Raw genomic sequence first — 25692 nt, forward strand, 5'->3', positions numbered from 1 at the left:
GCCCGGGTAAGTTTTCTAAACCCCACCGGCCCGGGCCTACCCCGCCAACGCCTACGGGGCGGACCCGGGCCGAGGCCCCGGCCCCGCGCCTTCGTCACTAACGCTGGGTTCAGCGGCGGCCGAGCCGGCGTTCGCCGTGCACCCCGGTGCTGTACGGCAGCTCAAAGTGGGCATACAGCTCCGGCTCGCGCGCGGCCTCGAGCTCGCCGTCGGTCGCGATCGATGGCGCGTCCTTGATGAGCTTCTTGTCGAACTGCACCTTGAGGTACTTCGGCGCCACGACGGCACCGTTCAGCGGAACGAAGACCAGCTTCTGCCCACCCAGGATGCCCACGTGCACGGCCGCGAAGGCGGGCTGCTCGGTCGAGGTCTCGAAGTAGATGCTCTCGAACGAGCCGACCTTCGATCCTTCGGCATCCACGACGGGAAGCCCGATCCAGTCGCGCAGGTTTTCCGCTTCGAACATGTTCGTGCCCTTCTCGGCGGGAAAGGTTCCAGCCCGTGCTCTCAACGCTAGCCGCAGCGACCTCGACGGGTGCGACCTAGCGTCAGCGCGCAAGGTGTGCGTTGTGCGTCGCTCAGACGCGCTCGAACACGGCGGCGAGCCCCTGCCCGCCCCCGATGCACATCGTCTCGAGCAGGTAGCGGCCGCCCGTGCGGTGCAGGTGGCGGCTGGCCGTCGCGAGAATGCGCGCGCCCGTCGCGCCCACCGGATGACCGAGCGAGATTCCCGAACCCAGCACGTTGATCCGTTCCCAATCGCCCGGCTCGATCTCCCACTCCCGCGTGACCGCGAGCACCTGCGCCGCGAAGGCCTCGTTGAGCTCGATCAGGTCGACGTCGGCGAACGCGACGCCGGCCCGCTCGAGCGCCTTCGCCGTGGCGGGAACCGGGCCGAGGCCCATGCGCGACGGTTCCACTCCCGCGCGGGCCCAGCCGCACAACCGCACGAGCGGCACGAGACCCAGCCGCTCGGCCTGCTGCGGCGTCGTGACGATCATCGCCGCGGCCGCATCATTCTGTCCGCTCGCGTTGCCCGCGGTGACGGTCGCCCGCGGGTCGTCGCGTCCGAGGATCGGGGTGAGACGGGCGAGTGCCTCCGCGCTCGACTCGCGGGGAGTCTCGTCGCGGTCGACGACGGTGTCGCCCTTGCGGCCTCGCACGTTGACCGGCACGATCTCGTCGGCGAAGTGTCCGGCGGCGACCGCGGCGAGGGCCCGCTGGTGCGAGCGCAGCGTGAGGTCGTCCTGCTCCTCGCGGGGGATGTCGAAGTCGCGGCGCAGGTTCTCGGCGGTCTCGAGCATCCCTCCGGGCACGGGGTGGTTCTTGCCACCCGCCGTCTCGCGGCCGCGGCCGAGCGCGTCGTGCAGGAGCAGGCCGCCGGTGCCGCCCACTCCGAACCGTGCGGTGGTCGTGTAGAACGGCGCCTGGCTCATCGAGTCGACCCCGCCGGCGATCACCACGTCGCTGATGCCGGTCTGCACCTGCATCGCCCCGTCGAGTACCGCCTGCAGTCCCGAACCGCAGCGGCGGTCGAGTTGCAGGCCTCCGACGGTCACCGGCAGTCCGGCGTCGAGTGCTGCGACGCGGGCGACGGGCGGTGCCTCCGCCGTCGGGTAGGCCTGGCCGAAGATCACGTCGTCCACCTCTGCCCCGTCGATGCCGGTGCGGCGCATGAGCTCCGCGATAACGGTCGCGGCGAGTTCCGCTGCCGTCACGTCGCGGAACACCCCGCCGAAGCGTCCGATCGGGGTGCGCAGCGGTTCGCAGATCACGACGTCTCTCATCGCAGCTCGGCTCCCGTCGCCGCCCGAACCTCGGCCTCGGTGACGCCGGCCGCGAGTTCCACGAGCACGAGCCCGTTCTCGGTGACATCGATCACGGCGAGGTCGGTGATGATGCGGTCGACGACGCGCTTGCCCGTGAGCGGCAGCGTGCAGCGCTCCACGATCTTGTGCTCCCCCGTCTTCGTCACGTGCTCCATCAGCACGATGATCTTCTTCGCCCCGTGCACGAGGTCCATCGCGCCGCCCATGCCCTTCACCAGCTTGCCGGGCACGGCCCAGTTGGCGATGTCGCCCGCAGCCGAGACCTGCATGGCGCCGAGCACCGCGACGTCGATCACGCCACCCCGGATCATCCCGAAGCTCTGCGCCGAATCGAAGTAGGCCGCACCGGGCAGCACCGTGACCGTCTCCTTGCCCGCGTTGATGAGCTTCGGATCCTCCTCGCCTTCCCACGGGTAGGGCCCGACGCCGAGAATGCCGTTCTCGGAGTGCAACACGACGGTGATGTCGTCGGCGATGTGGTTCGGGATGAGCGTCGGCAGGCCGATGCCGAGGTTGACGTAGCTGCCGTCGGTGAGTTCCGCGGCGGCGCGCGCCGCGAGTTCGTCGCGGGTGAGAGTCATCGGTCCTCCGGTCGGTGGCGGGTGGTCACGAGCTCGATCGGCAGGTCGGCCGCATCGTCGGGCGACAGCTGCACGATGCGGTCGACGTAGATGCCGGCGAGGTGCACGTCGTCGGGGTCGATCTCGCCCGGCTGCACGAGTTCGTCCACCTCGGCGATCGTCACCCGTCCTGCCATGCCCGCCACCGGGTTGAAATTGCGCGCCGATTTCTCGAAGACCAGGTTGCCGTGGGTGTCGCCGCGGGCCGCCCGCACGAGCGCGAAGTCGGTGACAATGGCCTCCTCCAACACGTATTCCTTGGTCGCCCCCAGCGACGAGAACTCGCGCGTCTCTTTCGGCGGTGATGCGACGAGCACCGAGCCGTCGGGCGCGTACCGCCACGGCAGTCCGCCCTCGGACACCAGGGTGCCCACGCCGCTCGCCGTGAAGAACGCGGGGATGCCCGCACCGCCGGCCCGCAGGCGTTCGGCGAGTGTTCCCTGCGGCGTCAGTTCGACCTCGAGCGAGCCGTCGAGGTAGCGCCGGGCGAAGTCCTTGTTCTGCCCGATGTAGCTCGCCGTCACCCGGCTGATGCGGTCTTCGCGCAGCAGCTCGCCGAGGCCCCAACCGTCGACCCCGCAGTTGTTCGACACCACCCGCAGGTCGCTCGTGCCCTGGGCGAGCAGGGCCCGGATCAGCACGATCGGCACCCCGACGAGTCCGAAGCCGCCGACCGCGATCGAGGATCCGTCGGCGATATCGGCCACGGCATCCGCGGGGTTCGCGACGCTCTTGTCCATCAGTCGTCCAGTTCTGCGAAGACCCGCTTCGCCGTCTCGAAGGCCGAGTTCGCGGCGGGCACCCCCGCGTAGACGGCGGTGTGCATGATCGCCTCGGCGATCTCGTCGCGGCTGAGCCCGTTCGTGAGCGCCGCGCGCACGTGCATCGCGAGCTCGTGCTGGTGGTTTCCGGTGATGAGCGCCGCGAGGGTGAGCAGGCTGCGGTCACGCCGCGCGAGGGTCGGGCGCGACCAGATCTCGCCCCACGCGTAGCGCGTGATGAAGTTCTGGAAGTCGGCGGTCTCGGCCGTGATGCCGGCGCTCGCCCGGTCGACGTGGGCATCGCCGAGCACCTCACGGCGTACGCGCATGCCGCCCAGCCGGGACCGCAGCAGCGACGCCACGACGTCCGGCCGCTCGATCGCCGGCAGGTGGGCGGCGCCCTCGATGAGTCGATAGGTCGCGCCGGGGATCGACGCGGCGAGGGCCTCGAGCTGGGTCGGCGGGGTGGCGACGTCGGATTCGCCGGCAGCGCAGAGGGTGGGCACACGGATGTCGCGTGCCGCATCCCGCGCGTCGAAGTCGGCCAGGGCCTCGCAAACGAGGGCGTACGACACGTCGTCTACATCGAGCAGGGCGGTCAGGGCGGGGGCGCCGACGGCGGGATGCGCGTCGAGGAAGCCCGGTGCGAACCACCGCTCGGCGCTGAGGGCCACGAGCGAGGCGGTGCCGCTGCTTCTGGCGCGCTCGGCCCGTTCGCGCCAGCCCTCGGGGCTGCCGATGCGGGCGGCCGAGCAGATCACCGCGAGGCTCGAGATCCGCTGGGGGTGGCGCAGCGCCAGTTCGAGCCCGACGGCGCCGCCCGCCGAGATACCGGCGTAGGCGAAGGGGCCGCCGCCCACCGAGTCGACCAGGTCGATGACGGCGTCGGCGAGGTCGGCCACGGTGAACGGCTGCGACGCGGCGGGACTCGAGCCGTGTCCCGGCAGGTCGTACCGCAGCACCCGGTGGTCGGCAGCGAGGTCGTTCGCGACGGCATCCCACAGGGCGGTCGTGGTTCCCAGCGACGGCCCGAGCACGACGAGTTCGGGGGCGCGGTCGGGCGACCGCACCGGGGTGACGGTTCCGCGCAGCAGGGGGAGGCTCACGATGCCTCCCCGACGGGCGCCGTCACCGCGCGGAACGCCGCGAGAACGCGGTCGATGGCGGCGTCCGCGGCGGCGGTGCTGGTGGTGTCGGCGCTGCCGTCGGCGGCGCTGCCTTCGAACGCGGCCGCCACGGCGTCGCGCACGCCCCGGTCGTACGAGCCAGCCGCCATGGCCTCGGCGACCACCTCGGCAAGCGGGTGTCCGCTGCGGGCGGCCTCGCGCGACGCCGTGCCGACCAGCTCGAACGCGGCGGCATGCCCCACGCTCTCGGCGAGCACGGCCACCACCTGTTCGCTGTAGATCAGCCCGCCGGTGAGTTCGAGGTTGGCGGCCATTCGCGCGACGTCGACGTCGAGCCCGGCGGCCAGGGTGGCGGCGCCGTGGGCTGCCGAGATCGCGGTGCGTTCGAGCTCGCGCAGCGGCAGCCACTCGGCGTGCCACGCGCCGGTCGGGCGTTGGTCGTCCGCGAGCGCCGAGCCGTAGAGCGAGGCGAGCTGCTGGGGTGCGCGGCGTGCCGCGGCGTGCACGAGCACGGCCGTCACCGGGTTGTGCTTGTGGGGCATCGCCGACGATCCACCGCGGGCGCGCTCGGTGACCTCGCCGATCTCGGTGCGGGCGAGCACCGTCACGTCGAGCGCCACCACCCCGACCGCGGCAACGGCTCCGGCGAGCGCCGAGGCGAGCGTGAGCACGGGTGCCCGGCTGCCATGCCAGGCGATCGGCGCCACGCGCAGACCCAGGCGGCGCGCGACGGCCGCGGCGACGTGGTCGGCGCTCGAACCCCGCGAGGTCGCCGCCCGGGAGAGGGAGGCGAGCGACCCGACCGCGCCACCCAGCTGCAGCGGTAGCCCCGCGCGAGCACGGTCGACCAGGTCGATCGCCGTGGTCACGCCGTCGAGCCAGCCCGCGGCGACGAAACCGAACGTGGTGGGGGCGGCGTGCTGACCGAGCGTGCGGGCGACCATCGGGGTGGCGCGGTGGGTCTCGACGAGCGCCGCGAGCGCCGCGCCGGCGTCGTGCAGCCGCGCGAGCACCTCGTCGCACACGTCCCGGGCGACCAGCATGGCGGCCGTGTCGAGGATGTCCTGGCTGGTGGCGCCGAGGTGCACGTGGTCGGACGCGCCGTCGTGCAGGGCGTCCGCCGCGGCGCCGAGCCGCGTCACGAGCGGGATCACCGGGTTGCCGCCGGCGCGCGAGGACGAAGCTATCGCCGCGACGTCCACGCCCGCCGTCTCGAGCCCGTCGCACACCCCGAGCATCCACTCGGGGGCCACGCCCTCGTCGACGAGGGCGCGCGACAGGGCGAGCTCGGCCCGCACCATCGCGGCCAGGAACGCCGCGTCGCCCGTGAGGTCGAGCGCCCGGCTGCCCTGCGCGAGCGGGTCGAGCAGGCCGGCGTCGATCACGTGTACTCCAAGAACACGGTCTCGCCGTCACCCTGCAGACGGATGTCGAACCGGTACGAGCGTTCGGCATCGGCCGTAGCGACGAGGGTCGCCCGGCGGTCGGCGGGCAGAGACGCGAGCAGCGCGTCGTCGACGTCGCCGAAGTAGGCGCGGGTGAACAGGTGGTGGCTCAGGCCACGCGCGAAGACCGCGAGGGTCGCGAACGAGGTGCCGGGAACGACCGTCGTGAAGGAGTACTCGCCGGCGAGGTTCGTGGCAGCGCGGCCGAAGCCCGTGAAGCCGTAACCGTCGCGCACGAGACTGCCCCGACGCCGGCTGGGCGACCCCGTGTCATCCGCCTGCCAGATCTCGACCACCGCGTCGCGCACACCCGTGCCGGCCGCGTCGAACACGGTGCCGTGTAGGCGCACGGCACGCGGGTCGGTCGCGGGCACGACCCGGGGTCCGTCGGCGTACGGCAGCGCGAAGTGGAAGAACGGTCCGACGGTCTGCGACGGCGTCTGGGCGAACTCACTCATCGGCGTCTTCCGCCTCCATCCAGGTCGAGCGGGGCCCGGTCAGCACGATGTCCCAGCGGTAGCCGAGCGAATGCTCGGGAACGCTCGACTCGTGGTCGTACCGCCCGACGAGGCGCTCGCGTGCGGCCGGGTCGACGATCGACTGGTAGATCGGGTCGAGCGCGAACAGCGGGTCGCCGGGAAAATACATCTGCGTCACGAGCCGCTGGGTGAACTGCGAGCCGAACACCGAGAAGTGGATGTGCGCCGGGCGCCAGGCGTTCGTGTGGTTGAGCCACGGGTACGGGCCGGGCTTGATGGTGCGGAACGAGTACGAGCCGTCGTCGCCGGTGATTGCCCGGCCCACCCCGGTGAAGTTCGGGTCGAGCGGCGCCGGGTGCTGGTCGCGCTTGTGCACGTAGCGACCGGCCGAGTTGGCCTGCCAGAGCTCGATGAGCTGCGACCGCACCGGCCGGCCGTCACCGTCGACGACGCGCCCGCTCACGGTGATGCGTTCGCCGAGCGGCTCGCCGGCGTGCTGGATGGTGAGGTCCGACTCGAGCTCGTCGACGTCGGTGTGGCCGAAGGCCGGGGAGAAGCGCTCGATCTCCTCCGGGTCGACCCTGACGAGCCGGTGGGTCGGATGTCTCAGCAGCGAGCTGCGGTAGGGCGGGTAATCGCGGCGAGGGTGCAGCTCGGGTGCTCCCCCGGCACTGACGAGGGCCGCGGCATCCGCCTCGATCCGTCGCATCTCTTCGGAGATCGCGCTCTGGGTGGTTTCGTCGTGCGTTTGGGGCTGACTCACGATTCTCTCCCTAGCGACGACGACAGGCGGCTCCAGTCTGCGACAGCGCGACTCCTCGGCTTAGCGGCTGTTCCACTCAGTGGGTGACGCGGTGCCGCGAGACCGGCGGCAGACTGCTCAGGCGGCCGAGGTTGAGGGCGGCGAGGTGCACGGCGGGACCGATGCGGTGCGGGTCGAAGGCGCCGATGCGGCCGGAGACCGAGAGCGCCGCGACCGCTCGCGACTCCGCGCCGAGAATGGGACTGGCCGCCGCGGTGACGCCGGGGCCGGCCTCCGCGGTGGAGTACGCGAGGCCGGTGGCGCGGATCGTCGCGAGCTCGCGCAGCAGCGACGTCGAGTCGGTGATGGTTCCCGGCTGGTAGGCCACGAACCCGTTCTCGATCACCCGCTCGACGACCTCGGGCGGGGAGAACGCGAGCAGCGCCTTGCCCGCGCCGGTCGCGTAGGCAGGCAGGCGGCCGCCGACGCGCGACAGCAGGTAGGAGGAGTCGTATCCGCGCAGGATGCCGATGTAGACGATCTCTGTGCCCTCGAGCACCGAAAGGTGAACCGACTGCCGGGTCGAGCTGCGCAGGTCGACCATGGTCGGCAGAGCGAGTGAGCGCAGTTCGTTGGGCTGGCCGGAGAGGGTTCCCAGCTCGAACAGCCGCAGGCCGATGCAGACCAGCCCGCCCCTGCGCTCGAGGTAGCCGTGCTCGACGAGGCTCGATACCAGGCGCGACGCCGTGGACTTGGGCAGGCCCGAGCGGCGGGCGATCTCGTTGACGCCCATGCGGTCGTTCTCGGGCGAGAAGGCGCCGAGCACGGCGGTCATTCGTTCGATGATCGATACGGCGGCGCTCGGCTCTGCCATTGTCTCGTCACCGCCTTTGGTCACTATCCATATGCTGGATACATCATCTACGATATGAATACAGCATGGCCCCGTAGCGGGCCGCCGTCAATCGGGTGGCCCGGATAACCACCCCGGAGAGGACACCCACGTGCCAGTCGAGCGCACCGACATGGTCGGCAAGGCCCTCTCGCTTCTCGTGCTGCTGGGCGACACCGCGCAGGGCGCGACGGCGACCGAGCTCTCGGTGGTGGCGGGGCTGCCGTTCAGCACCACGCACCGCCTGCTGCGTTCGCTCTCGCACCAGGGCTTCGTGGCCTTCGACGCGGGCACGAAGCGGTACGCGCTCGGCATCCGGGTCTTCCAGCTCGGGCAGCGGGTCTCGAACGCGAACGGACTGGCCGGGTCGTCGATCCCGGTGCTGCGGTCGCTCACCGAGCACACCCGCGAGGCCAGCATCCTGGGCGTGCTCGACGGGGACCACGTGCTCACGGTGAGCAAGGTCGACGGCCCGCAGGCCTTCCGCGTCACGAGCGACCCGGGCACGCACAGCCCGCTGCACGCCACCGCGCTCGGCAAGGTGCTCGTCGCGTTCTCCGACGACTGGGAGGCGCGGGTCGCCGGCCTCGACCTGTTCGCCCGCACCGAGAAGACCATCACCGACCGGCGGGTGTTCCGCGGCGAGATCGAACGCGTGCGCGAGCTCGGCTACGGCAGCATGTACGAGGAGAACGAGGTCGGCATGAGCGCCCTCGCGGCTCCCGTGCGGTCGGCCGACGGCCGTGTCATCGGCGCGGTCGCCATCGCGGCCCCGGTCTTCCGCCTGCCGTTCGACGCGCTGCTCGGCTTCCTGCCCCAGCTGCGGGCCGCGGCCGCCGAACTCTCGGTGCGGGTTCCCGCGCCGTAACGGCTCACACCTCGAAGTCGACGACCGCGAGAGACGCCTTCACCCCCGCGGAGACGGCGAGTACCGCCGCGTGGGCCGGATGCGTGGAGTACGTCTCGAGGTCGGTGAGCGTCGCGAAGTCGGCGACGATCGCGAGGTCGTGAGACGCCGGGCCGTGCACCACATCCTCTCCGATCGACAGCGACAGCACCTCGGGGATGTGGCCGGGCAGCGCGCGCACCATCGCCACCCAGTCGGCTCTCTGCGCGGGCGTGAACCCGGCAACGAAGGTGAAGACGGCGACGTGCCGGATCATGCCGGGTCCGCGGGTGCGCGACGGGTGTGCTGGGCGGCGAGCCGCACGGGGGCGTTCGTGGCGCCGTACCCGGCGTAGCCGCCCCGCCGCTCGACGATCTCGAAGAAGACGCTGCCGAGCGACTCGGTGTAGAAGTGCAGAAACTCGCCGCGGTCGTCGCGGTCGTACATGAGCTGCAGTTCGCGCAGCTGCTCGAGGAACGCCGGCTCGAGGTCGAAGCGCGAATCGAGGTCGTCGTAGTAGTTGTCGCCGATGGGCAGGAACGAGAGGCCCCGTTGCCGCGCCCGCTTCGCCGCCGCCACCGCGTCGGGCGACGCGAACGCCACGTGCTGCGCCTGCACCGGGTTCGCGACGTTCTCGGCCGGCGAGAGGTTCAGCACGAGCCGAACCGCGCCGCCGGGTGCGCTCATCACCTGGCTGCGCACCAGCCCGGTCGGCGCCGCGACGTCGAGCGACGGTTGGGGGGCGAGAGCGAGCACACTCGTGCAGAACAGCACGGCCGCGTCGAAGTACTGCCACGACTGCGCGAGGTTGACGTGGTCGACCCGGGTGACGAGGGCGTCGGCGGCGGGCCTCGGCGAGTTCCCGAACTCCGCGACCCACGCCGGAACGCCCGCCGTGCCGATGCGCCCGAAGAACACCTCGGAGGAGTCGGGCGCCCGGACGCCGAGAAGCGGTTCGTCGCCCGCCCCCTCCTGGCGCGGCACCGTCGGCGCGAGCAGTCGGGCGGCCCGCTCCGCCGCCGCGTGCGGGTCGGCCACGTCGAACCCGAGCGCGGCGACGGCGGGAGCGCCCGCGCTCGCGTCGCCGTTGTTGATCACGACCCGGGCGTCGCCCTGCGCCCACAGTTCGACCGGTTTGGTGCGGTGCGATCCGCCGTCGTCGAAGCCGAGCTGGTACAGGGTCGTCCTCACCCGGTCGCGTTGGCCGTCCTCCGCGCGGATCTCGACGAAGTTGAAGCCGACCGGCGGGCGCATGTCGGGGAGCGGCGCCACGTCCATCCGCGCACCCTCGCTGCCGTCTCGGTCGAGCGCCTCCGACGCGAGCTGCTGCAACCACTGCAGCGATCGCATCGCGTCGACCGCGGTGCGGAACGGGTCGGTGCGGCGGAACGTGTCGTTGAAGATCTCGAGCGAGACCGGTCCGTCGTAGCCGGATCGCAGCAGGTGACCCATGAAGTCGGCGAGGTCGAAGGCTCCCTCGCCCGGAAACACCCGGTGGTGGCGGCTCCACGACAGCAGGTCCATGGTGAGGCCCGGTGCATCCGCCATCTGCACGAAAAAGATCTTGTCGGCGGGGATGGTCTCGATCGCCACCGGATCCCAGCCCCGCGACAGGATGTGGAAGCTGTCGAGGCAGTGTCCGACGGCGGGGTGGTCGACCGAGCGCACGATGCGGGCGGCATGCTCGTAGTCGGCCACGAAGCGGCCCCACGCGAGCGCCTCGTACGCGACCCGAACGCCGTTGTCAGCCGCCACGTCGCCCAGGCGGCGCAGCTGGTCGACGGCGAGGGCGTCGTCGGAGCTCACCGCCGTTCCGACGTTGCTGCAGAGCAGCATGGTGTCGATGCCGAGCCGGTTCATGAGGTCGAACTTCGCGCGCGCCCGACGCAGATTGTGCCGCAGCTTCTCTTCGCTGACCCCCTCGAAGTCGCGGAACGGCTGATAGAGGTCGAGGGTGATCCCGAGGTCTGCGGCGAGCGCCGCGACGTCGCGGGGAGGCAGCGGCGACGACACGAAATCGGGTTCGAAGATCTCCACCCCGTCGAAGCCGGCGGCCGCGCTCGCCCGCAGCTTCTGCTCGAGCGTCCCGCTCAGACACACCGTGGCAATGGAAGTCTTCATCGACGCACCGCTTCTCCCTCGTTGACCCGGTGATGGTGACCCCCAGTGTCAGAGGGCGTGCCGACCGCGCACAATCGCTGCGCCCATCCAGTGGAACGGCCCGTGCGCGCGCTGGGGCAGGCCCGCAGAATGGCGGGCAGCACTACTCGACGGTCGAAGGAGACAGCAATGAACGCGCAGCGCCCCAGCATCCTCGTGGTGAACGGCCCCAATCTCAACCTGCTCGGCCTGCGCGAGCCGGGGATCTACGGACACGACACCCTCGCCGACGCCGAGCAGCTCGCGCGCGACACGGCGGACGCGGCCGGCTACGACCTCGACTTCTTCCAGAGCAACTGGGAAGGCGCGATCGTCGATCGGCTGCACGAGGCGCGGGGGGTGGCGAGCGGGATCATCGTGAACCCCGCGGGCTTCACCAGCACGTCGATTACCCTGCTCGACACGCTGCTGGCGGTCGCGCTGCCGGTCGTCGAGGTGCACGTGTCGAACATCCACCGGCGCGAACAGTTCCGGCACTTCTCGTACGTGTCGACCATGGCCGACGCGGTCATCGCGGGGTGCGGCATCGCCGGCTACCGGTACGCCGTCGACTACCTCGTTGCCCGCACGGCGGGCGACTCGGCCCGCTGACCGCGCGCCTCAGCCCGGCTGCCGGGCGCCCTGGCTGCCCGCGGCGATGATGCGCTCGAAGTGGCGCAGCATCCGTTCCGCGTCCGGCGTGACGCCGGTGAACAGCCGGATGCCCTCGGCGGCCTGGAACACCAGCATGTAGCCGCCCCCGACGGTGAGGCAGCCGAGCGCGCGGGCCGCGGTCATCAGCTCGGTCTCGAGCGGCATGTAGACGACATCGTGCACCCAGAGGTCGCTGCGCAGCAGGTCGAGGGGGACGGCAGACCCCGGATGCGACGGCATGCCAACCGGGGACGCGTTGACGACGCCGTCGGCCGAGGGAAGATAGCGCCCCGCGTCGTCGACGGATCCGCCGACGATCGCCGTGCGCTCGTGCGCCGTGTTGAGTGATTCGGCGACGGTGCCCGCGCGCTCGGCGTCGACGTCGAGCAGAACGAGCCGCTCGACCCCGCTGCGCAACAGCGCGTGCGCCACGGCCACCCCGGCGCCGCCCGCGCCGAACTGCACCACCGTGCGGCGGGGCACACCCGCGAGGTTCTTCTCGATCGAGTGCGCGAAGCCGTACCAGTCGGTGTTGTGCCCGATCGAGCGTCCACCCTCGAACACGATGGTGTTCACCGCGCCGAGCACCCAGGCGTCGCGCGACATCTCGTCGACGTGGTCGACGGCGAGCTGCTTGAAGGGATGCGTGATGTTCACGCCGCGGAAACCGCTCGCGCGCGCCGCCTCGATCGAGGCGCCCACGTCGCCGTAGGCGGCGTCGCGGCTGCCGTCGAAGACGGCGTAGCTGTAGTCGAGGCCGAGTGCCGCAGCCTCCGCCTCGTGCAGCACCGGCGACAGAGACAGTTCGAGCCCGAGCCCGATAAGCCCGACGCGATACGACTCCGTTGTACTCATACCTGTGACCCCGTTGTCTCGTATGTCTGATGTGCCTGGTCGCTGGTTACAGACGCCGGGCGAGCCCGAGTGCCGCCGTGTGCACCGCAGGCCCTGCACCTGCCGCGTCGAACGCGCCGGTGCGGCCGCACACCGAGATGGCCGCGACGGCGTTGCCCGCGCCGTCGAGGATCGCGCTCGCCACGCAGTCCGCGCCGCCGTCCGAGTCGAGCGCGATGCCGTCGGCCCGCACCCGATCGAGCTGCGCGCGGAATGCCGCGACATCGAGGGGCGCGGAGCCCACCCGGGGCAGGCCGGTCTCGATGACGCGCTCCACGGCATCCGGGGCTGAAAAGGCGAGTATCGCCTTTCCCACGGCGGTCGTATGCGCGGGCAGCCGGCTGCCGATGCGGGCTCGCGGCGCGGGCGGGTTGCGGCCGTGGATCACGCCGACGTACACCACCTCGACCCCCTCGAGCACGGCGAGCTGAACCGTGTGCCCCGTGACGTCGCGCAGGTCCGCCATCGCGGCGAGCGCCAGGGTGCGCAGTGCCCTCGGCTGGGCCGCGAGCTCGCCCAGTTCGAACAGCCTCAGCCCCAGGCGCACCCCGGCACCGTCGCGTTCGAGGTAGCGGTGGTCGACGAGTTCGGAGACCAGGCGCGACACCGTCGACTTCGGCAGGTTCGCCCGCCGCGCCAGCTCGGAGATTCCGACCCGCTGGTCGTCGGCGCCGAAGCATCCGAGCACGATCGTGACCCGCTCGATGACCGAGACGGCGTCGCTCCACTGCGTTGTGCGCATCATGTCCCCGCTAGCCCACAGGGGGGGAGCGGCCCTGTCCGGTCCGCTCCCCCGCCGGTGTGGCGTCAGTTGACCATCCCGCGGATGGCTTCGTACAGCTCGAGACGCTCGCCGTCGTAGTAGCCCGTGAAGAACTCCTCCGCCTGCTCGATGAACGCGGCCTTGTCGACCTCGTCCTCCTCGACGACCGTGAACGACGAGTCGGCGCGGTACTCGTCGAGGATCTTGTTGGTCTCCTCTTCGACGCACTCGCGGTTCTCGGCACGGATGCCGTGAATGGTCTCGTCGAGCAGTTCGGCCTGCTCGTCGCTCAGCTTGTCGTAGGTGTTCTCACCGACGACGAGCCAGTGGATGCCGACCTGGTGGTTGTTCAGCGAGGCCACCTTGAGGATCTCGTCGAAGCTCTGCGAGTGCGTCGCCACGATCGGGTTCTCCTGGCCGACCGCGATGCCCTGCTGCAGCGCCACGTAGATCTCCTCGTTCGCCACCGCGACGGGTTCTACGCCCATGGCTTCGGCGTTCGCGAGAAACTGGGGCGAGTCGGGGAAGCGGATCGCGAGGCCCTCGAGGTCGTCGGGGCTCTCGATCGGTGTGTCCTTCGTGGTGAAGGTGCGGTTGCCGAAGAACCAGCCGTCGACGATGCGGGTGCCGGTCTCCTCGTTGAAGCTGGCGAAGAGATCGGATGACTCGTTGTCGATCCAGTCGAACGTGTGGTCGACGTCGTTGAAGACGTAGGCCGCGTCGACGACGCCGATCGGCTCGTAGGTGGCGCTCAGCGCGGAGGCCCCCTGTAGGTCGATGTCGATGTCGCCGGCCTGCACCGCTGCGAACCGTTCGGTGTCGGGGCCGAGCTGGCTGGCGGGGAACAGGTCGACGGTGAACCCGATGTCCGCCTCTTCCAACCGTTCCTTCAGCAGCTCGACGCCGCAGTAGAAGTTAGGCGTGGTCTCGGGCTGGCTGGTGGCGACGGTCAGCGTGACGTCTTCGTTGCCGCCGGAGTCGCCTCCCCCGCCGTCGTCGGCCGGTGCGGCACATCCGGCGAGAAGGAGCGCCCCGGCCGTCAACACCGACGACGCGAAGACGACCCGGGACTTGCTGTGAGCGTGGCTCATGTGAATCTCCCTTGTACTGTGCGGTTGCCGGAGCCTCTCGGCCCGGCACTGGACGGCCCGTGAGGCGGGCCGAAGTATGGAGTTATAGCCCGAGGAGGTCGGGAACGATGGTGACGATCTGCGGAAAGACGGTGAGAAGCAGCAGCACCGAGACGAGCGGGATGAGGAACGGCAGCACACCCCGGAAGACGACGCCCATCGGTTGTCGGGTGATCGACCCGACCACGAACAGCACCGCTCCGACGGGCGGGCTGAGCGATCCGATCATCAGGTTGAGGATCATCACGACGCCGAGGTGCACCGGGTCGATGCCGAACTGCGCCGCGATCGGCATCAGCACGGGCACCAGCACCAGGATCACGGGCGGCGCCTCGAGGAACGTGCCGATGAGCAGCAGGATGACGTTCAGCACCAGCAGGAAGACGATGGGGTTGTCGGTGAGCCCGGTGAGCCACTGCCCGAGCACCCGGGAGACCTGTTCGCGGGCGAGCACCTGACCCATGAGGTTGGCGGCGCCGAGGATGAGCAGGATCCCACCCGTGACGACCACGGTCTCCTTGGCCGACTGGATGAGCACCTTGAGCGACAGCGTGCGATAGATCGCGCCGAGAACGATCATGTAGGCGGCGGCGACGCCCGCGCCCTCGGTCGGCGTGAAGATGCCGCCGATGATTCCGCCGAGGATGATCACCGGTGTGAACAGCGGGCCGATGACCCTGACCGTGGCGGCGCGGAACGCCTTGCCGTCGAAGGGGCTGCCTTCCATTCCCTCGCGTTTGCGGGCCCAGAGGAAGATGTAGAGCGCGAGCCCGAACGTCATCAGCATCGCGGGCAGGATCGAGCCGGCGAACAGCGCGCCGGTCGAGATCGACGCCGTCGCGGCGAAGAGTACGGCGGGGATGCTCGGCGGCATGATCGTGCTCAGCAGCGAACCGGAGGCGCTCAGCCCAGCCGCGAAACCGTAGGGATACCCCTGCCGGATCATCTGCGGCACCTGCACCTTGCTCAGGGCCGCGGCGTCCGCCAGGGCCGAGCCGCTGATCCAGGAGAATCCGACGCTCGTGCCCAGGTTGACGTAGGCGAGATTGCCCCTCAGCCGCGGCAGGCTGGCGAGCGCGAAGTCGAAGAGTCTGGCGGCTATTCCGAGATGGTTGGCGATCGCTCCGACGAAAATGAACAGCGGCACCGCGAGCAGCGGGAAGCTGTTGATTCCATCGACGACGGAACGGATGGCCAGCCCGGCAGAGTTGCCGTTGGTGTAGAAGTACAGCATGCTCGCCGCGATCATCGCGAAGGCGACAGGCACGCGCAGCAGAAGCAGCGCCGACATCACCACGAGATAGATGGTGAGATCCATGTCAGCCCTCCATCTCGGAGATGTCGAGCCGCGGCTCGGGGCGGTTCGCAGCGAAGATCTTCGCGATCGAGTGGATCACGCCCGACGTGAACCCGATGAACGCGAAGATATAGATCACGGCGAGCGGCATGTGCAGCACCGTCGTGACCCTCCGCCAGCCCTGCTCGATCGTCAGTATCGATTCCCACGCCAGCGCCGCGCACGTCGCGACCATCACGAGGGCGGCGAACACCCGCAGGGCGACGAAGAGCTTCTTGCCCCGCAGCACCGAGTCGAAGACCTCGATGACGATGTGGCCGTTCTTGCCGATGAGGTAGCCCGCCGTGATGAAGGTGAGGGCGACCATGGACAGCCGCGCCACCTCCCCGGCACCGACCCACGCGATCGGGGGCACGTAGCGGCCGATCACCTGGTACATCACGCCGAAGAAGATGAGAGCGAAGAACACGGTGCCGGCCCAGAGCTCGACCCGAGACAGCCAACGGAGCGGAGCGGGCAGGTGGTGGTCGGCCTCGGGCGGCGGGGTGGCGGAGTCGGTCACCGGGTGATCGGCGTCGTTGGCCGGGCGGTCGCTCACGCGCGACACCAGACTCGTCGGATGCCGCCCCGCGGGCCGGGCAATGATGCGACCTGGAACATCATCAACCTCTCTGTCAATGTGCGGGCTCATGCCGCTGACTGCGACTCTGAGTGGTCGGCAGGCTGCACACAAGCGACCGTCCCAGCGAATGGAACGCACCGTCAATAGATGTGAGGATATCTGTCTGAATCGGTAGCGCCGAGGTGCGGCGGGCATAAAAAATGCCCGGTTCCCAATGAATCAAAGGGAACCGGGCTGTTGTGACCCCAACCGGATTCGAACCGGTGTTACCGCCGTGAGAGGGCAGCGTACTAGGCCGCTATACGATGGGGCCGAAAGCAACTAGATGAGTATGCCATACGCGTGGGGCACTTCCAAACCGAGGCTGCGGCTCGACGCGATCAAGGCGCGAGCGCGAGCAGCGCGGCCTCTTTCGCGGGCGGCAGGCCGACGACCGGGCGGTCGGGCCGCTGGGGCGCGACTCCCCCGATCGAGTGCAGCCATCGCCAGGTGTCGTCGACCGTCTCGGCCAGCGGCCGCACGGTGAGCCCGGCCGCCAGCGCGGTGCTCACATCGGCCCGGTGCATACCGTCGGAGTCGGGGCCCGGCGGAATCCAGATCGGCAGCTCCAACCACGGCTCGATGCCCGCCTCCGCGATCTGCTCGGGGGCGAACCAGCGCAGCCGGGCGTCGGAGCCGGTCGCGGCGACACTCGCCTCGAGCACGTCGCGCATCGTGGTGATGTCGGGCGGGCCGACGACGTTCACGGCTCCGGTCGCCGCGGTGTACAGGCCGAACGCGGCGAGGTCGCGGGCGTCGACGTACTGGATGCCGGCGCCGGCCGGCCCGGGCGCCACCACCTCGCCACCGCGCGCGATGCGGGCGAGCCACCACGGCAGCCGGCCGATGTTCTCGCGCGGCCCGAGGATGAGCCCGGCCCGCAGCAGCAGGGCGCGGTCGCCGAAACCCGCGAGGGCGCCGAGCTCGCCACCCCGTTTTGCGCGCGCGTAGTCGGAGTGATCCGTCTCGTCGGCCGACGCCTCGACCACGGGCGCATCCTCGCGCGCGTAGGCCGGCGGCGGATACGTGTGCACCGAGCGGGACGACACGTAGACGTATTTCTGCGCGCGCGACGAGAGCAGAGCCGCGGCATCCGTCACCGCTTTCGGCGACCACGACCAGGTGTCCACGACGAGGTCCCACTCGCCGTCGGCCAGGGCGTCGAGACCGCCGGGGGCCGTGCGGTCACCCACGAGCGCGGTCACGTCGGGGCGCGGTTCGCGGCTGCCGCGGTTGAGCACGGTCACGTCGTGGCCGCGCGCGACGGCCTCGTCGACGAAGGCGTGCCCCACGAACTCGGTGCCGCCCAGGATCAAAACGCGTTTCGCCGTCATCACCCCAGCGTCGCGCACCCGGGCCGGGTCGCCAAGCGATTCTGCTCTCGGCCTACGACCAGCCCAGCGCGAACACGACGTCGTCGCCGAGCGCCTCGCCGGTGACCCGGTCGAGGTCGGCACGGCGTTCGAGTCCGGCCTTGAGTGCGGTGCGCTGCGAGCCGACGTTGCCGTGCGTCGTGTAGGCGATGAGCGGATGCGCCGAATGCTCGTCGCGCCACAGCTCGACCGCGGTGAGCGCGACCTCGGTGGCGTAGCCCTTGCCCCACGCTCGCGGCGTGTACCGGTACGAGAGGTTCAGCACCGTGCGGTCGTTCCAGGTGGAGAAGCGGATGCCCGAGAACCCCACGACGCCCTCGTCGTCGCGCACGGTCCAGTAACCGAATCCGTGCTCGTGCCAATGCCCGAGCCACTCGCCGAACTGCCGTTGCGCGTCGGATCGGGCCGTGAGCGGGCCCGCCGGGTTGAAGGCGTTGGTGAGGGGGTCGGCGTGGATGCTCCACATCGCGTCGAAGTCGACCACCGAGAGGCGGTCGAGGCTCAGTCGTGCCGTGCGGGTCATGCGCCCGCCGTCAGGTCGAGGATCGCGCGGGCGAATTCGCGCGGCTCCTGCTGCGGCACGTTGTGGCCGACGTTCGCGAGCAGTTCTTGCCCGTACGGACCCACGAACTGCGAGCGGTCGTCGTCGGCGCTGGCTCCGAGCACGCCGTCGGCTCCGGATTCGAGCACGATGGTCGGCACGAGGATCGGCGGCGACTCGGCGAGAGCGGCCTCGATCTCGTCGTAGCGCGGGTCACCCTCGACGAGGCCGAAGCGGTGCCGGTAGGAGTGCACGACGACGTCGACGAAATCGGGGTTGTGCAGGCTGGGAGAGCTGGCCGCGAACACCTCGGGCGAGAAGTTCCAGGTCGGCGACCAGGTGCGCCAGAGCAGTTCGCACAGCTCGTCGCGGTTGCGTTCGAGGCCGAGGCGTCCGCGTTCACCGTGGAAGTAGTACTGGTACCAGTAGGTTGCCTCCCACTCGGGCGGCGCGGGCTCGCCGGCTGCGGCGAGGTTCTGCACGTTGTAGCCGCCGGCGCTGACGAGCCCGGTGACCCGCTCGGGCCACAGGGCCGCCACGATGCACGCGGCGCGTCCGCCCCAGTCGAACCCGGCGAGTACGGCGCTGTCGATGTCGAGGGCGTCGAGTAGCGCCACCAGGTCGGCACCGAGCGCGGCCTGCTGGCCGGAGCGCGGTGTGGATTCGTCGAGGAAGCGCGTGGGCCCGAAGCCGCGCAGGTAGGGCGCGATCACCCTGTGGTTCGCACGGGCGAGCCGCGGCGCTACCTCGTCGAACGCGCGCACGTCGTACGGGAACCCGTGCAGCAGCACCACGGGAGCACCGTCGGCGGGCCCCCACTCTTCGTAGGCGATCTCGAGCACGTCGGTCGTCACCGTCTTGATCTCGTTCATACGATCTCCACCGCCGTTCCGCTCACGACGATGCCGCCGGACGGCGGGATGTCGACGGTGAGCACACTCGGTCGGCCGACGTGTGCGCCCTGGTTGATGAGAACGCGCTCGGGCGCGAGACCGAGGGCACGCAGGTAGCCGCCCACGGATGCAGCGGCGGAACCGGTGGCGGGATCTTCGGTGATCACGCCCACCGGGAAGAGGTTGCGGGCCTCGAACTCGTGGCTCGAGATCGCGAACAGCGTGGTGACCGTGCCGGCCCAGCCCTGGTCGTCCATCAGCGCACGCATCGCTGCGGGATCGAAGGTGAAGTCGTCGAAGCGCGAGCGGGACGCGAAAACCAGCACCGGGTGCCAGTTGCCCGCGAACGAGATCCGCGGCGGGAACCGCGGATCGAGGTCGTCGCGGGTCAGCGCGAGCAGGCCAAGCAGGGTGTCGAGAACCTCGCCGTCGATCTCGACCACCTCGGGCTCGACGCTCGTGAACGCCGCGTCGATCTGGTCGCCCGCGGCTGAGCCCTCACCGGGCAGGGCGACGACGGTGGCGGTGTCGATCGCGATCGGGCCCACGGCGGTCTCGAACGTGAACGTGCCGGGGCCGTCGCGCCGGGCGAGCGCGACCGCGGTGGCCACGGTCGCGTGGCCGCAGAACGGTACCTCGGCGATCGGCGAGAAGTAGCGCACACGGGCGTGCCGGGCATCGCCGTCTATCGCGGGATCGATGAGGAACGCGGTCTCGGCGAAGCCGACATCCGCCGCTATTCTCTGCATCTGCGTGTCGTCGAGGGCGCTCGCGTCGAGCACGATGCCCGCCGGGTTGCCGCCGTCGGGCGTCGAGGCGAACGCGGTATAGCGCAGAACGGAAGTCATTGACCCATCGTGGCAGCAACCGCCGACAGCGGGCATCGCCGACGGGTGGCTACTGCCTCACGACGGGGGCTATGGCATCAGCACGTGCAGCGCGCCGGGCACTATCTCGACGTCGACGGGCAGCAGCGAGACCCGTTCGCCGTCGGCGTAGGCGGCGACCGAATCCGCCTCGATGCGCACGGTCTTCGCGCGGTGCACGGTGACCCGCCGGTCGGTGAGGTGCGTGCCGGCGAACACGCGCGGGAACACCCGCACGAACGCCATGCGCGACAGCGGGGTCACGACGAGCACGTCGAACAGTCCGTCGTCGATCACCGCGTCGGGGGTCACACGCATGCCGCCGCCGATCGACCGGTTGTTGCCCACCGCGATGAGCGCGGCGTCGGTCACGGTCTCCGCTCCGTCGAGCACCAGGCGGTAGCGGATGGGTCGCAGCCGGGCCAGCTCTATCGCGAGGGCGACGAGGTAGCGGCTCTTGCCGCGTGGACGCCGCAGCGTGTTGGCCCGCTCATTGACGATCGCGTCGAAGCCGGCCGAGAGCACGCTGGCGAACCAGGTCGTGCGCGGTTCGCCCGTGGCGTCGTCGGTGTGGCGGATGCGCCCCGCGTCGATCGCCCGAGACGGTCGCGCGATAGCGGCGAGCAGCACGTCGATCGCGGCGCCCGTGTCGCCGATCGGAATGCCGAGCCCGCGCGCCATGTCGTTGCCGGTGCCCGAGGGGATGATTCCGAGAGGGAGGGTGGTGGTGGCCAGCAGGTTGACCCCGAGGCTCACCATCCCGTCGCCGCCGACGACCACGAGAGCGTCGGGCTTCTGCGCTATGGCGCGGGTCGCGACCTCCACGAGACGCGCGAACGTGGGCTCTTCGAGGGCGGTGACGGTGTGGCCGGCCGCGCGCAGCCGGGCGACGACCGTCGGACCGACCGTGCGGCTCTTACCGAACGACGCGGACGGGTTGATGGCGACGACGATCGTCAGCGGCTGCGGTGTCGGCACGGTTCATCTTAACGGCGCCCGCTACAGCTTCACCCGCCGCAGCAGCTGCGCGTTCAGGGCCACCACGATCGTCGACACCGACATGAAGACCGCACCGACGGCCGGCGAGAGCAGAATCCCGGCGCCGTACAGCGCTCCGGCCGCGAGCGGGATGCCGATGACGTTGTATCCGGCACCCCACCAGAGGTTCTGCTGCATCTTGCGATACGTCGCCTTCGAGAGACGGAACGCGGCGGCCACACCTCGCGGATCGCTCGAGGCCAGCACGATGCCGGCCGATTCGATCGCGACATCCGTGCCCGCCCCGATCGCGATGCCGACGTCCGCCTGAGCGAGCGCGGGGGCGTCGTTCACGCCGTCGCCGACCATGGCCACGCGCGTGCCGTCCTTCTGCAGGCCCGACACCACGTCCGCCTTCTGGCCGGGCAGCACCTCGGCGAACACCTCGGTGATGCCGAGCTGGGCAGCGACCCAGTCGCCGACCTCGCGCGAGTCGCCGGTGAGCATTGCGACGCGCACTCCGCTCTTCTGCAGTTCGGCGACCGCCTCGGCCGACTCGGGGCGGATCACGTCGGCGAGCGCCACGAGTCCGAGCACGCTCGTCTCGTCGAGCACGTAGACGACGGTCTTTCCCTGCGCGTTCGACTCGCGGCCGGCCGCCTCGAGCTCGGGCGGGAGGGTCAGCCCGCGTTCGCTGACGACGCGCGGGCTCGCGACCGTGATGCGGCGGGAGCCGACGGTCGCGGATGCGCCCCGCCCCGAGAGCGACTCGAAGTCGGTCGCGCGGTTCGCGTCGCGAGGCCCTGCGTCGGCCGCGCCGGCCGCCGTCACGATGGCGCGGGCGATCGGGTGTTCGGAGTCCGCCTCGACGGATGCCGCCAGCGCCAGCACCACGGCGCTGTCGAGCCCGGCGGCCGCAACGACGTTCGCCACGCCCTGCTTGCCCTCGGTGAGGGTTCCCGTCTTGTCGAACAGCACCACCTGGATGTTGCGGGCGTCCTCGAGTGCGGCGCGGGACCGCACCAGCAACCCCTTCTTCGCTCCGATGGCCGTGGACAGCTGCGCCACGAGCGGGATCGCGAGACCCAGCGCGTGCGGGCAGGCGATGATCAACACGGTGACCACGCGTTCGATCACGAACGCGGGATCGTCGGGCGTCACGAGCGACCACACCACGAGGGTGATCACCGCGGCTGCGACCGCTATATAAAAGAGGAGTGCGGCGGCGCGGTCGGCGAGCACCTGCGCTCCCGACTTGCTGGCCTGCGCGTCGGCGACGAGCTTCATCACGCCGGCGATCGCGGTGTCGTCACCCGTCTTGGTCACACGCACGCGCAGCGCGCCCGAGCCGTTGATGCTGCCCGCGATGACACCGTCGCCCGCGGCCTTCTTCACCGCGTTGGATTCGCCGGTGAGCAGGGATTCGTTCACCTCGGATGCGCCGTCGCTCACCTCGCCGTCGACCGGTACCGCGGCGCCGGGTCGCACCAGCACGGTGTCGCCGACGCTGAGTGAGGCGACGGGGACGGCCATGACGTGCTCGCCGTGCACCACGTCCGCTTCATCCGGAATCAACTTCGCCAACTCGCCGAGCGCGTTCTGCGCGCCCATGATGGCGCTCATCTCGACCCAGTGACCCAGCAGCATGATGGTGATGAGGGTTGCGAGCTCCCACCAGAAGTCCATGCCAGGGAAGCCGAGCAGCACCGCGACGCTGTAGACCAGGGCCACTACGATGGCGAGCGAGATGAGGGTCATCATGCCGGGCTGCTTCGCGCGCAGCTCCTGGATGCCGCCGCGCAGGAAGACGAGTCCGCCGTAGAAGAAGATGATGACGGCGAAGACCGCCGGGATGAACTCGCTGCCGGGGAAGCGCGGACCGTCGAGGCCGAGGATGTCCTGCAGGCCCTGCGAGAAGACGAGCGTGGGGATGGTGAGCACCAGGCTCAGCCAGAACTTGCGGCGGAACTGCGCCGGGTCGTGGTGCGAGTGGTCGCCGTGGCCTTCGTGGCCCGCGTGCTGATCGGTCGCTGAGCCTGTCGAAGCGCCGTGGTCGTGGTGGTTTTCGTGGGTTTCGTGGGTTGAGCCTGTCGAGACCCCGTGATCGTGGGTCATTATTCTCCCCGGTTGTTGTTGAGTTCGTAGACCTTGAGCAGTTCGTCGACGGCGAGCTGTTGCTGCTCTCCCCCGGCGGCGAACATGTCGGTCACGTGCGTGCGCAGGTGGTTCTCGACGAGCAGCTTGTTCAGGCTGCGGAGGCTCTTCTGGATGGCGAGCGACTGCGTGATGATGTCCATGCAGTAGTCCTCGTTGTCGATCATTTTCTCGAGGCCGCGCATCTGCCCCTCGAGGATCTTGCTGCGGTGCAGCGCGCGCTTCTTGATATCGGCGATCATGTCAAGGAGTATACCCCCGGGGGGTATTCAATACAACGATCCCGCACACCCGGGCTTACTCTCGGATTTATGAAGCTGACCAAGCACGAACACGCCACCCTCGTTCTCGAAAAAGCCAACGAGACGCTCGTCATCGACCCGGGTGCGTTCACCCTGCCGCTCACCGAGGTGCGCCACGTGGTCGCCATCGTCATCACGCACGAGCACCCCGACCACTGGACTCCGGAGCAGCTCGACCGCATCCTCGAAATGAACCCGGGCGCGAAGATCTACGGCCCGCAGGGCGTCGCCGTCGCAGCGTCGGCCTACCCCGTGATCGTCGTTCGCGACGGCGACGAGATCGCGGCGGGCGGATTCGCGCTGCGCTTCTTCGGCGAGAAGCACGCCGTCATCCATTCCTCGCTGCCGACGATCGACAACGTCGGCGTGCTGGTCGACGGCGCCCTCTTCTACCCGGGCGACTCGTTCACCGTTCCGTCCGTCGAGGTCGACGTACTCGCGGTTCCCGCCGGCGCCCCCTGGCTCAAGATCGGCGAGGCCATCGACTACGTGGCCGCGGTGAAGCCCAAGCGCTCGTTCCCGACCCACCAGATGGTGCTCTCGGTGATCGGAAGCAACATGGCCAACGACCGCATCGAGGCCGTCACGGTCGCGAACGGCGGCGAGTTCTTCGCGCTCGAGCCGGGGCAGTCGCTCGACCTGTAACGGATTTTCACGAGCTGCGGATGCCGCGGGGCCGGTCGCTCCCGTGGCATCCGGTTTCTCCGTCTCCTGTCCTCCACAGCCCTACTCGTCGCGTCGTTATCCACAGTGAAAAGCGCGTTTGACCTGCTTTTTATGCAATGTCAGTGGCCCCGGTGACACTACTGACATGAACGAACCGACCCAGACGATCACGCAGATCGGCGACCAGCTCGCCGCTCTCGCGGTAGTGACTGCTGCCGCCGTGACCGACGACGATCTCGTCGCGTTCACGGTCGAACTCGAGCGAGCGGGGCGCTTTGTCGATGCACTGCGAACGCAGGCCGCGGCCGAGCTCGACGAGCGATCGGCCAGTCGGCTCGACGGGTTGTCCGATAGGTACGGTTTCCGAACCGGCGCTCAGCTGCTCGAGTTTCTCACCCGCGTTTCTCCGGCAGAAGCGGCGCGTCGGGTGCGCCTCGGAAGAGCGACGATCGCCACCACCAGTCTCGTCGGCGACGAGCTGCCGCCCAAGCACCCGCGGGTCGCCGTGGCGCTTCAACAGGGCGAGATCGGAGTCGACGCGGCGAGCATCATCATCCGTTGCCTCGACCAGGCCTCGCCGCATGCGACCGCCGAAGACCTCGAGCTCGCCGAGGCCGAGCTGGTTGCCGCGGCGGCCCACGACGGCGCCGGCCTCATCGCCGTGCAGGCGCGGGCGTGGCGTGAGGCTCTCGACGCCGATGGAGCCGAGCCGCGCGACGAACGCATCCAGCGGTTGCGCTCGTTCCGGCTCGGTCGCGAGAACGAGAACGGCCTCACCCCTTTCACCGGGGTCGCCGATCCCTACTTCGCCGGTCTGCTGCGTGCCGCGCTTAACAACGCGAATAAGCCGGGCGTCGAGCCGCGCTTCCTTTCCGAGGCCGACCGGCAGGCGGGTCTCAGCATCGTCGAGTCCGATGACGGCGAGGTGATCGAGGGCGTCACCGATCCACGCACGCGTGACCAACGCAACGACGACGTGCTCCAGGGCATCGTCACCGCCGGACTCCGGTCTACCGGAACGAAGACGGGCGAGATGCGCGACCTCGCCCAGGTCACCGCGGTGATCACCATGGACGACCTCGAATCCGGCACCGGTGTCGCCTGGATCGACGACGTCACCGAACCGATTTCCGCCGCAACGACCGCCGAGATGGTCTGCGCGAAGGGACTCGCCAAGATCATCATCGGCAAGAACGGTGAGCCGCTCTATCTCGGCAAGCACAAGCGCTATTTCTCCGCCGCCCAGATGCGTGCTCTCGCCGTGCGCGACGGCGGCTGTGTTTGGCCCGGTTGCGGCGCTCCGGCGGCCTGGGCCGAAGGCCACCACGTTCACCCGCATGCCGCCGGCGGCCCGACCGACATCGACAACGGGGTGCTGCTCTGCCGGTACCACCACCACAAACTGCACAGATCGGGTCTCCAGATCCGCATGATCGACGCCCGTCCGCACATGCTGCTCACCCCGGCGATGGACCCGGCGCAGAGATGGCGACCGGTCGGAAAGTCGCGGATAGAAGCCGTGCAGGTGCGGCGCAAGAAGGCGGGGTGACGGGTTGGGGAGGCGGGGCGGCGGGCTCGCAAGGCGGGTCGGCGTGAGCGG

The 25692-nt window shown here is 70.0% G+C and carries 27 protein-coding genes and 1 tRNA gene; 4 read left to right on the forward strand and 24 right to left on the reverse strand.

Annotated features, from left to right (window positions below):
- Positions 1-109: 109 nt before the first annotated feature.
- The 9 genes from ACLQ6X_RS08150 to ACLQ6X_RS08190 form a co-directional block, all read right to left on the reverse strand.
- Positions 110-466, reverse strand: coding sequence for a PRC-barrel domain-containing protein (locus ACLQ6X_RS08150; protein ID WP_411699674.1), 357 nt, complete (start codon positions 464-466; stop codon positions 110-112).
- Between the two features lie 112 nt (positions 467-578).
- Positions 579-1787, reverse strand: a complete 1209-nt coding sequence (locus ACLQ6X_RS08155) for an acetyl-CoA C-acetyltransferase (RefSeq protein ID WP_411699675.1) — start codon at positions 1785-1787, stop codon at positions 579-581.
- Positions 1784-2410 (reverse strand): 3-oxoacid CoA-transferase subunit B, encoded by a 627-nt coding sequence (locus ACLQ6X_RS08160; protein ID WP_411699676.1) that lies wholly within the window; start codon positions 2408-2410, stop codon positions 1784-1786. Before ACLQ6X_RS08160 ends, ACLQ6X_RS08155 begins: the two co-directional genes overlap by 4 nt.
- Complete coding sequence (locus tag ACLQ6X_RS08165) at positions 2407-3189, reverse strand: CoA transferase subunit A (protein WP_411699677.1); 783 nt, start codon at positions 3187-3189, stop codon at positions 2407-2409. The genes ACLQ6X_RS08160 and ACLQ6X_RS08165 overlap by 4 nt, the downstream gene beginning before the upstream one ends.
- A complete protein-coding gene (pcaC, locus tag ACLQ6X_RS08170) occupies positions 3189-4316 on the reverse strand; it encodes a 4-carboxymuconolactone decarboxylase (RefSeq protein WP_411699678.1) in 1128 nt (375 codons plus the stop codon). The genes ACLQ6X_RS08165 and pcaC overlap by 1 nt, the downstream gene beginning before the upstream one ends.
- Positions 4313-5722, reverse strand: a complete 1410-nt coding sequence (locus ACLQ6X_RS08175; protein WP_411699679.1) for a lyase family protein — start codon at positions 5720-5722, stop codon at positions 4313-4315. The genes pcaC and ACLQ6X_RS08175 overlap by 4 nt, the downstream gene beginning before the upstream one ends.
- Complete coding sequence (gene pcaG, locus ACLQ6X_RS08180; protein WP_411699680.1) at positions 5719-6240, reverse strand: protocatechuate 3,4-dioxygenase subunit alpha; 522 nt, start codon at positions 6238-6240, stop codon at positions 5719-5721. Before pcaG ends, ACLQ6X_RS08175 begins: the two co-directional genes overlap by 4 nt.
- Complete coding sequence (gene pcaH, locus ACLQ6X_RS08185; protein ID WP_411699722.1) at positions 6233-6970, reverse strand: protocatechuate 3,4-dioxygenase subunit beta; 738 nt, start codon at positions 6968-6970, stop codon at positions 6233-6235. The genes pcaG and pcaH overlap by 8 nt, the downstream gene beginning before the upstream one ends.
- 130 nt (positions 6971-7100) lie before the next feature.
- Entirely contained in the window at positions 7101-7901 is an 801-nt protein-coding gene (locus ACLQ6X_RS08190) for an IclR family transcriptional regulator (protein WP_411699681.1), read from the reverse strand.
- Between the two features lie 106 nt (positions 7902-8007).
- On the opposite strand from ACLQ6X_RS08190, the gene ACLQ6X_RS08195 reads away from it, so the two are divergent.
- Complete coding sequence (locus tag ACLQ6X_RS08195; RefSeq protein ID WP_411699682.1) at positions 8008-8763, forward strand: IclR family transcriptional regulator; 756 nt, start codon at positions 8008-8010, stop codon at positions 8761-8763.
- Positions 8764-8767: 4 nt separating this feature from the next.
- Here the strand turns inward: ACLQ6X_RS08195 and ACLQ6X_RS08200 are convergent, their stop codons facing one another.
- Positions 8768-9058, reverse strand: a complete 291-nt coding sequence (locus ACLQ6X_RS08200; RefSeq protein WP_411699683.1) for a Dabb family protein — start codon at positions 9056-9058, stop codon at positions 8768-8770.
- On the reverse strand, positions 9055-10902 hold the full coding sequence (locus ACLQ6X_RS08205; protein ID WP_411699684.1) for a TIM barrel protein: 1848 nt from the start codon (positions 10900-10902) through the stop codon (positions 9055-9057). Before ACLQ6X_RS08205 ends, ACLQ6X_RS08200 begins: the two co-directional genes overlap by 4 nt.
- Positions 10903-11070: 168 nt before the next feature.
- Here ACLQ6X_RS08205 and aroQ point away from each other — a divergent pair, with 168 nt between their 5' ends.
- The gene (gene aroQ / locus ACLQ6X_RS08210; RefSeq protein ID WP_411699685.1) at positions 11071-11532 is read left to right on the forward strand and encodes a type II 3-dehydroquinate dehydratase; all 462 of its coding nucleotides are present in this window, start codon (positions 11071-11073) and stop codon (positions 11530-11532) included.
- Positions 11533-11541: 9 nt separating this feature from the next.
- On the opposite strand, the gene ACLQ6X_RS08215 is transcribed toward aroQ, so the two are convergent.
- The 13 genes from ACLQ6X_RS08215 to ACLQ6X_RS08275 all read right to left on the reverse strand — a co-directional run bounded on the left by ACLQ6X_RS08215 (position 11542) and on the right by ACLQ6X_RS08275 (position 23366).
- Positions 11542-12429, reverse strand: coding sequence for a shikimate dehydrogenase (locus ACLQ6X_RS08215; RefSeq protein ID WP_411699686.1), 888 nt, complete (start codon positions 12427-12429; stop codon positions 11542-11544).
- 46 nt (positions 12430-12475) lie between these two features.
- Positions 12476-13213, reverse strand: coding sequence for an IclR family transcriptional regulator (locus ACLQ6X_RS08220; RefSeq protein ID WP_411699687.1), 738 nt, complete (start codon positions 13211-13213; stop codon positions 12476-12478).
- Positions 13214-13275: 62 nt separating this feature from the next.
- The gene (gene dctP, locus ACLQ6X_RS08225) at positions 13276-14322 is read right to left on the reverse strand and encodes a TRAP transporter substrate-binding protein DctP (protein ID WP_411699688.1); all 1047 of its coding nucleotides are present in this window, start codon (positions 14320-14322) and stop codon (positions 13276-13278) included.
- An 82-nt stretch (positions 14323-14404) separates the two neighbouring features.
- Positions 14405-15679, reverse strand: a complete 1275-nt coding sequence (locus ACLQ6X_RS08230) for a TRAP transporter large permease (RefSeq protein ID WP_411699689.1) — start codon at positions 15677-15679, stop codon at positions 14405-14407.
- A 1-nt stretch (position 15680) separates the two neighbouring features.
- Positions 15681-16256, reverse strand: a complete 576-nt coding sequence (locus ACLQ6X_RS08235; RefSeq protein ID WP_411699690.1) for a TRAP transporter small permease — start codon at positions 16254-16256, stop codon at positions 15681-15683.
- Between the two features lie 264 nt (positions 16257-16520).
- Positions 16521-16593 (reverse strand) — tRNA-Glu (locus tag ACLQ6X_RS08240).
- Between the two features lie 67 nt (positions 16594-16660).
- Entirely contained in the window at positions 16661-17653 is a 993-nt protein-coding gene (locus ACLQ6X_RS08245) for an NAD-dependent epimerase/dehydratase family protein (RefSeq protein WP_411699691.1), read from the reverse strand.
- A 52-nt stretch (positions 17654-17705) separates the two neighbouring features.
- On the reverse strand, positions 17706-18215 hold the full coding sequence (locus ACLQ6X_RS08250; RefSeq protein WP_411699692.1) for a GNAT family N-acetyltransferase: 510 nt from the start codon (positions 18213-18215) through the stop codon (positions 17706-17708).
- Positions 18212-19105, reverse strand: coding sequence for an alpha/beta fold hydrolase (locus ACLQ6X_RS08255; protein ID WP_411699693.1), 894 nt, complete (start codon positions 19103-19105; stop codon positions 18212-18214). Before ACLQ6X_RS08255 ends, ACLQ6X_RS08250 begins: the two co-directional genes overlap by 4 nt.
- Positions 19102-19974, reverse strand: a complete 873-nt coding sequence (locus ACLQ6X_RS08260) for a PhzF family phenazine biosynthesis protein (protein ID WP_411699694.1) — start codon at positions 19972-19974, stop codon at positions 19102-19104. Before ACLQ6X_RS08260 ends, ACLQ6X_RS08255 begins: the two co-directional genes overlap by 4 nt.
- 69 nt (positions 19975-20043) lie before the next feature.
- Positions 20044-20970, reverse strand: coding sequence for a diacylglycerol/lipid kinase family protein (locus tag ACLQ6X_RS08265; protein ID WP_411699695.1), 927 nt, complete (start codon positions 20968-20970; stop codon positions 20044-20046).
- Between the two features lie 21 nt (positions 20971-20991).
- Positions 20992-23085, reverse strand: coding sequence for a copper-translocating P-type ATPase (locus ACLQ6X_RS08270; protein ID WP_411699696.1), 2094 nt, complete (start codon positions 23083-23085; stop codon positions 20992-20994).
- On the reverse strand, positions 23085-23366 hold the full coding sequence (locus ACLQ6X_RS08275) for a metal-sensitive transcriptional regulator (protein ID WP_411699697.1): 282 nt from the start codon (positions 23364-23366) through the stop codon (positions 23085-23087). Before ACLQ6X_RS08275 ends, ACLQ6X_RS08270 begins: the two co-directional genes overlap by 1 nt.
- Before the next feature lie 69 nt (positions 23367-23435).
- Here ACLQ6X_RS08275 and ACLQ6X_RS08280 point away from each other — a divergent pair, with 69 nt between their 5' ends.
- Complete coding sequence (locus ACLQ6X_RS08280) at positions 23436-24071, forward strand: MBL fold metallo-hydrolase (RefSeq protein ID WP_411699698.1); 636 nt, start codon at positions 23436-23438, stop codon at positions 24069-24071.
- A 166-nt stretch (positions 24072-24237) separates the two neighbouring features.
- Positions 24238-25641 carry a DUF222 domain-containing protein gene (locus ACLQ6X_RS08285; RefSeq protein WP_411699699.1) on the forward strand — a complete coding sequence of 468 codons (1404 nt, stop codon included), beginning with the start codon at positions 24238-24240 and terminating at the stop codon, positions 25639-25641.
- Positions 25642-25692 lie beyond the last annotated feature (51 nt).

The organism is Conyzicola sp. (assembly GCF_046714715.1).
In the GTDB taxonomy this organism is placed as follows: domain Bacteria; phylum Actinomycetota; class Actinomycetes; order Actinomycetales; family Microbacteriaceae; genus Conyzicola.

Bases quoted from the DNA above. Each gene is read 5' to 3' on its own strand.
- ACLQ6X_RS08150 (WP_411699674.1), bottom strand. From the start codon at position 466: ATGTTCGAAGCGGAAAACCTGCGCGACTGGATCGGGCTTCCCGTCGTG.
- ACLQ6X_RS08155 (WP_411699675.1), bottom strand. From the start codon at position 1,787: ATGAGAGACGTCGTGATCTGCGAACCGCTGCGCACCCCGATCGGACGC.
- ACLQ6X_RS08160 (WP_411699676.1), bottom strand. From the start codon at position 2,410: ATGACTCTCACCCGCGACGAACTCGCGGCGCGCGCCGCCGCGGAACTC.
- ACLQ6X_RS08165 (WP_411699677.1), bottom strand. From the start codon at position 3,189: ATGGACAAGAGCGTCGCGAACCCCGCGGATGCCGTGGCCGATATCGCC.
- pcaG (WP_411699680.1), bottom strand. From the start codon at position 6,240: ATGAGTGAGTTCGCCCAGACGCCGTCGCAGACCGTCGGACCGTTCTTC.
- pcaH (WP_411699722.1), bottom strand. From the start codon at position 6,970: ATGCGACGGATCGAGGCGGATGCCGCGGCCCTCGTCAGTGCCGGGGGA.
- ACLQ6X_RS08200 (WP_411699683.1), bottom strand. From the start codon at position 9,058: ATGATCCGGCACGTCGCCGTCTTCACCTTCGTTGCCGGGTTCACGCCC.
- ACLQ6X_RS08205 (WP_411699684.1), bottom strand. From the start codon at position 10,902: ATGAAGACTTCCATTGCCACGGTGTGTCTGAGCGGGACGCTCGAGCAG.
- aroQ (WP_411699685.1), top strand. From the start codon at position 11,071: ATGAACGCGCAGCGCCCCAGCATCCTCGTGGTGAACGGCCCCAATCTC.
- ACLQ6X_RS08215 (WP_411699686.1), bottom strand. From the start codon at position 12,429: ATGAGTACAACGGAGTCGTATCGCGTCGGGCTTATCGGGCTCGGGCTC.
- ACLQ6X_RS08220 (WP_411699687.1), bottom strand. From the start codon at position 13,213: ATGATGCGCACAACGCAGTGGAGCGACGCCGTCTCGGTCATCGAGCGG.
- dctP (WP_411699688.1), bottom strand. From the start codon at position 14,322: ATGAGCCACGCTCACAGCAAGTCCCGGGTCGTCTTCGCGTCGTCGGTG.
- ACLQ6X_RS08230 (WP_411699689.1), bottom strand. From the start codon at position 15,679: ATGGATCTCACCATCTATCTCGTGGTGATGTCGGCGCTGCTTCTGCTG.
- ACLQ6X_RS08245 (WP_411699691.1), bottom strand. From the start codon at position 17,653: ATGACGGCGAAACGCGTTTTGATCCTGGGCGGCACCGAGTTCGTGGGG.
- ACLQ6X_RS08250 (WP_411699692.1), bottom strand. From the start codon at position 18,215: ATGACCCGCACGGCACGACTGAGCCTCGACCGCCTCTCGGTGGTCGAC.
- ACLQ6X_RS08255 (WP_411699693.1), bottom strand. From the start codon at position 19,105: ATGAACGAGATCAAGACGGTGACGACCGACGTGCTCGAGATCGCCTAC.
- ACLQ6X_RS08260 (WP_411699694.1), bottom strand. From the start codon at position 19,974: ATGACTTCCGTTCTGCGCTATACCGCGTTCGCCTCGACGCCCGACGGC.
- ACLQ6X_RS08270 (WP_411699696.1), bottom strand. From the start codon at position 23,085: ATGACCCACGATCACGGGGTCTCGACAGGCTCAACCCACGAAACCCAC.
- ACLQ6X_RS08275 (WP_411699697.1), bottom strand. From the start codon at position 23,366: ATGATCGCCGATATCAAGAAGCGCGCGCTGCACCGCAGCAAGATCCTC.
- ACLQ6X_RS08280 (WP_411699698.1), top strand. From the start codon at position 23,436: ATGAAGCTGACCAAGCACGAACACGCCACCCTCGTTCTCGAAAAAGCC.
- ACLQ6X_RS08285 (WP_411699699.1), top strand. From the start codon at position 24,238: ATGAACGAACCGACCCAGACGATCACGCAGATCGGCGACCAGCTCGCC.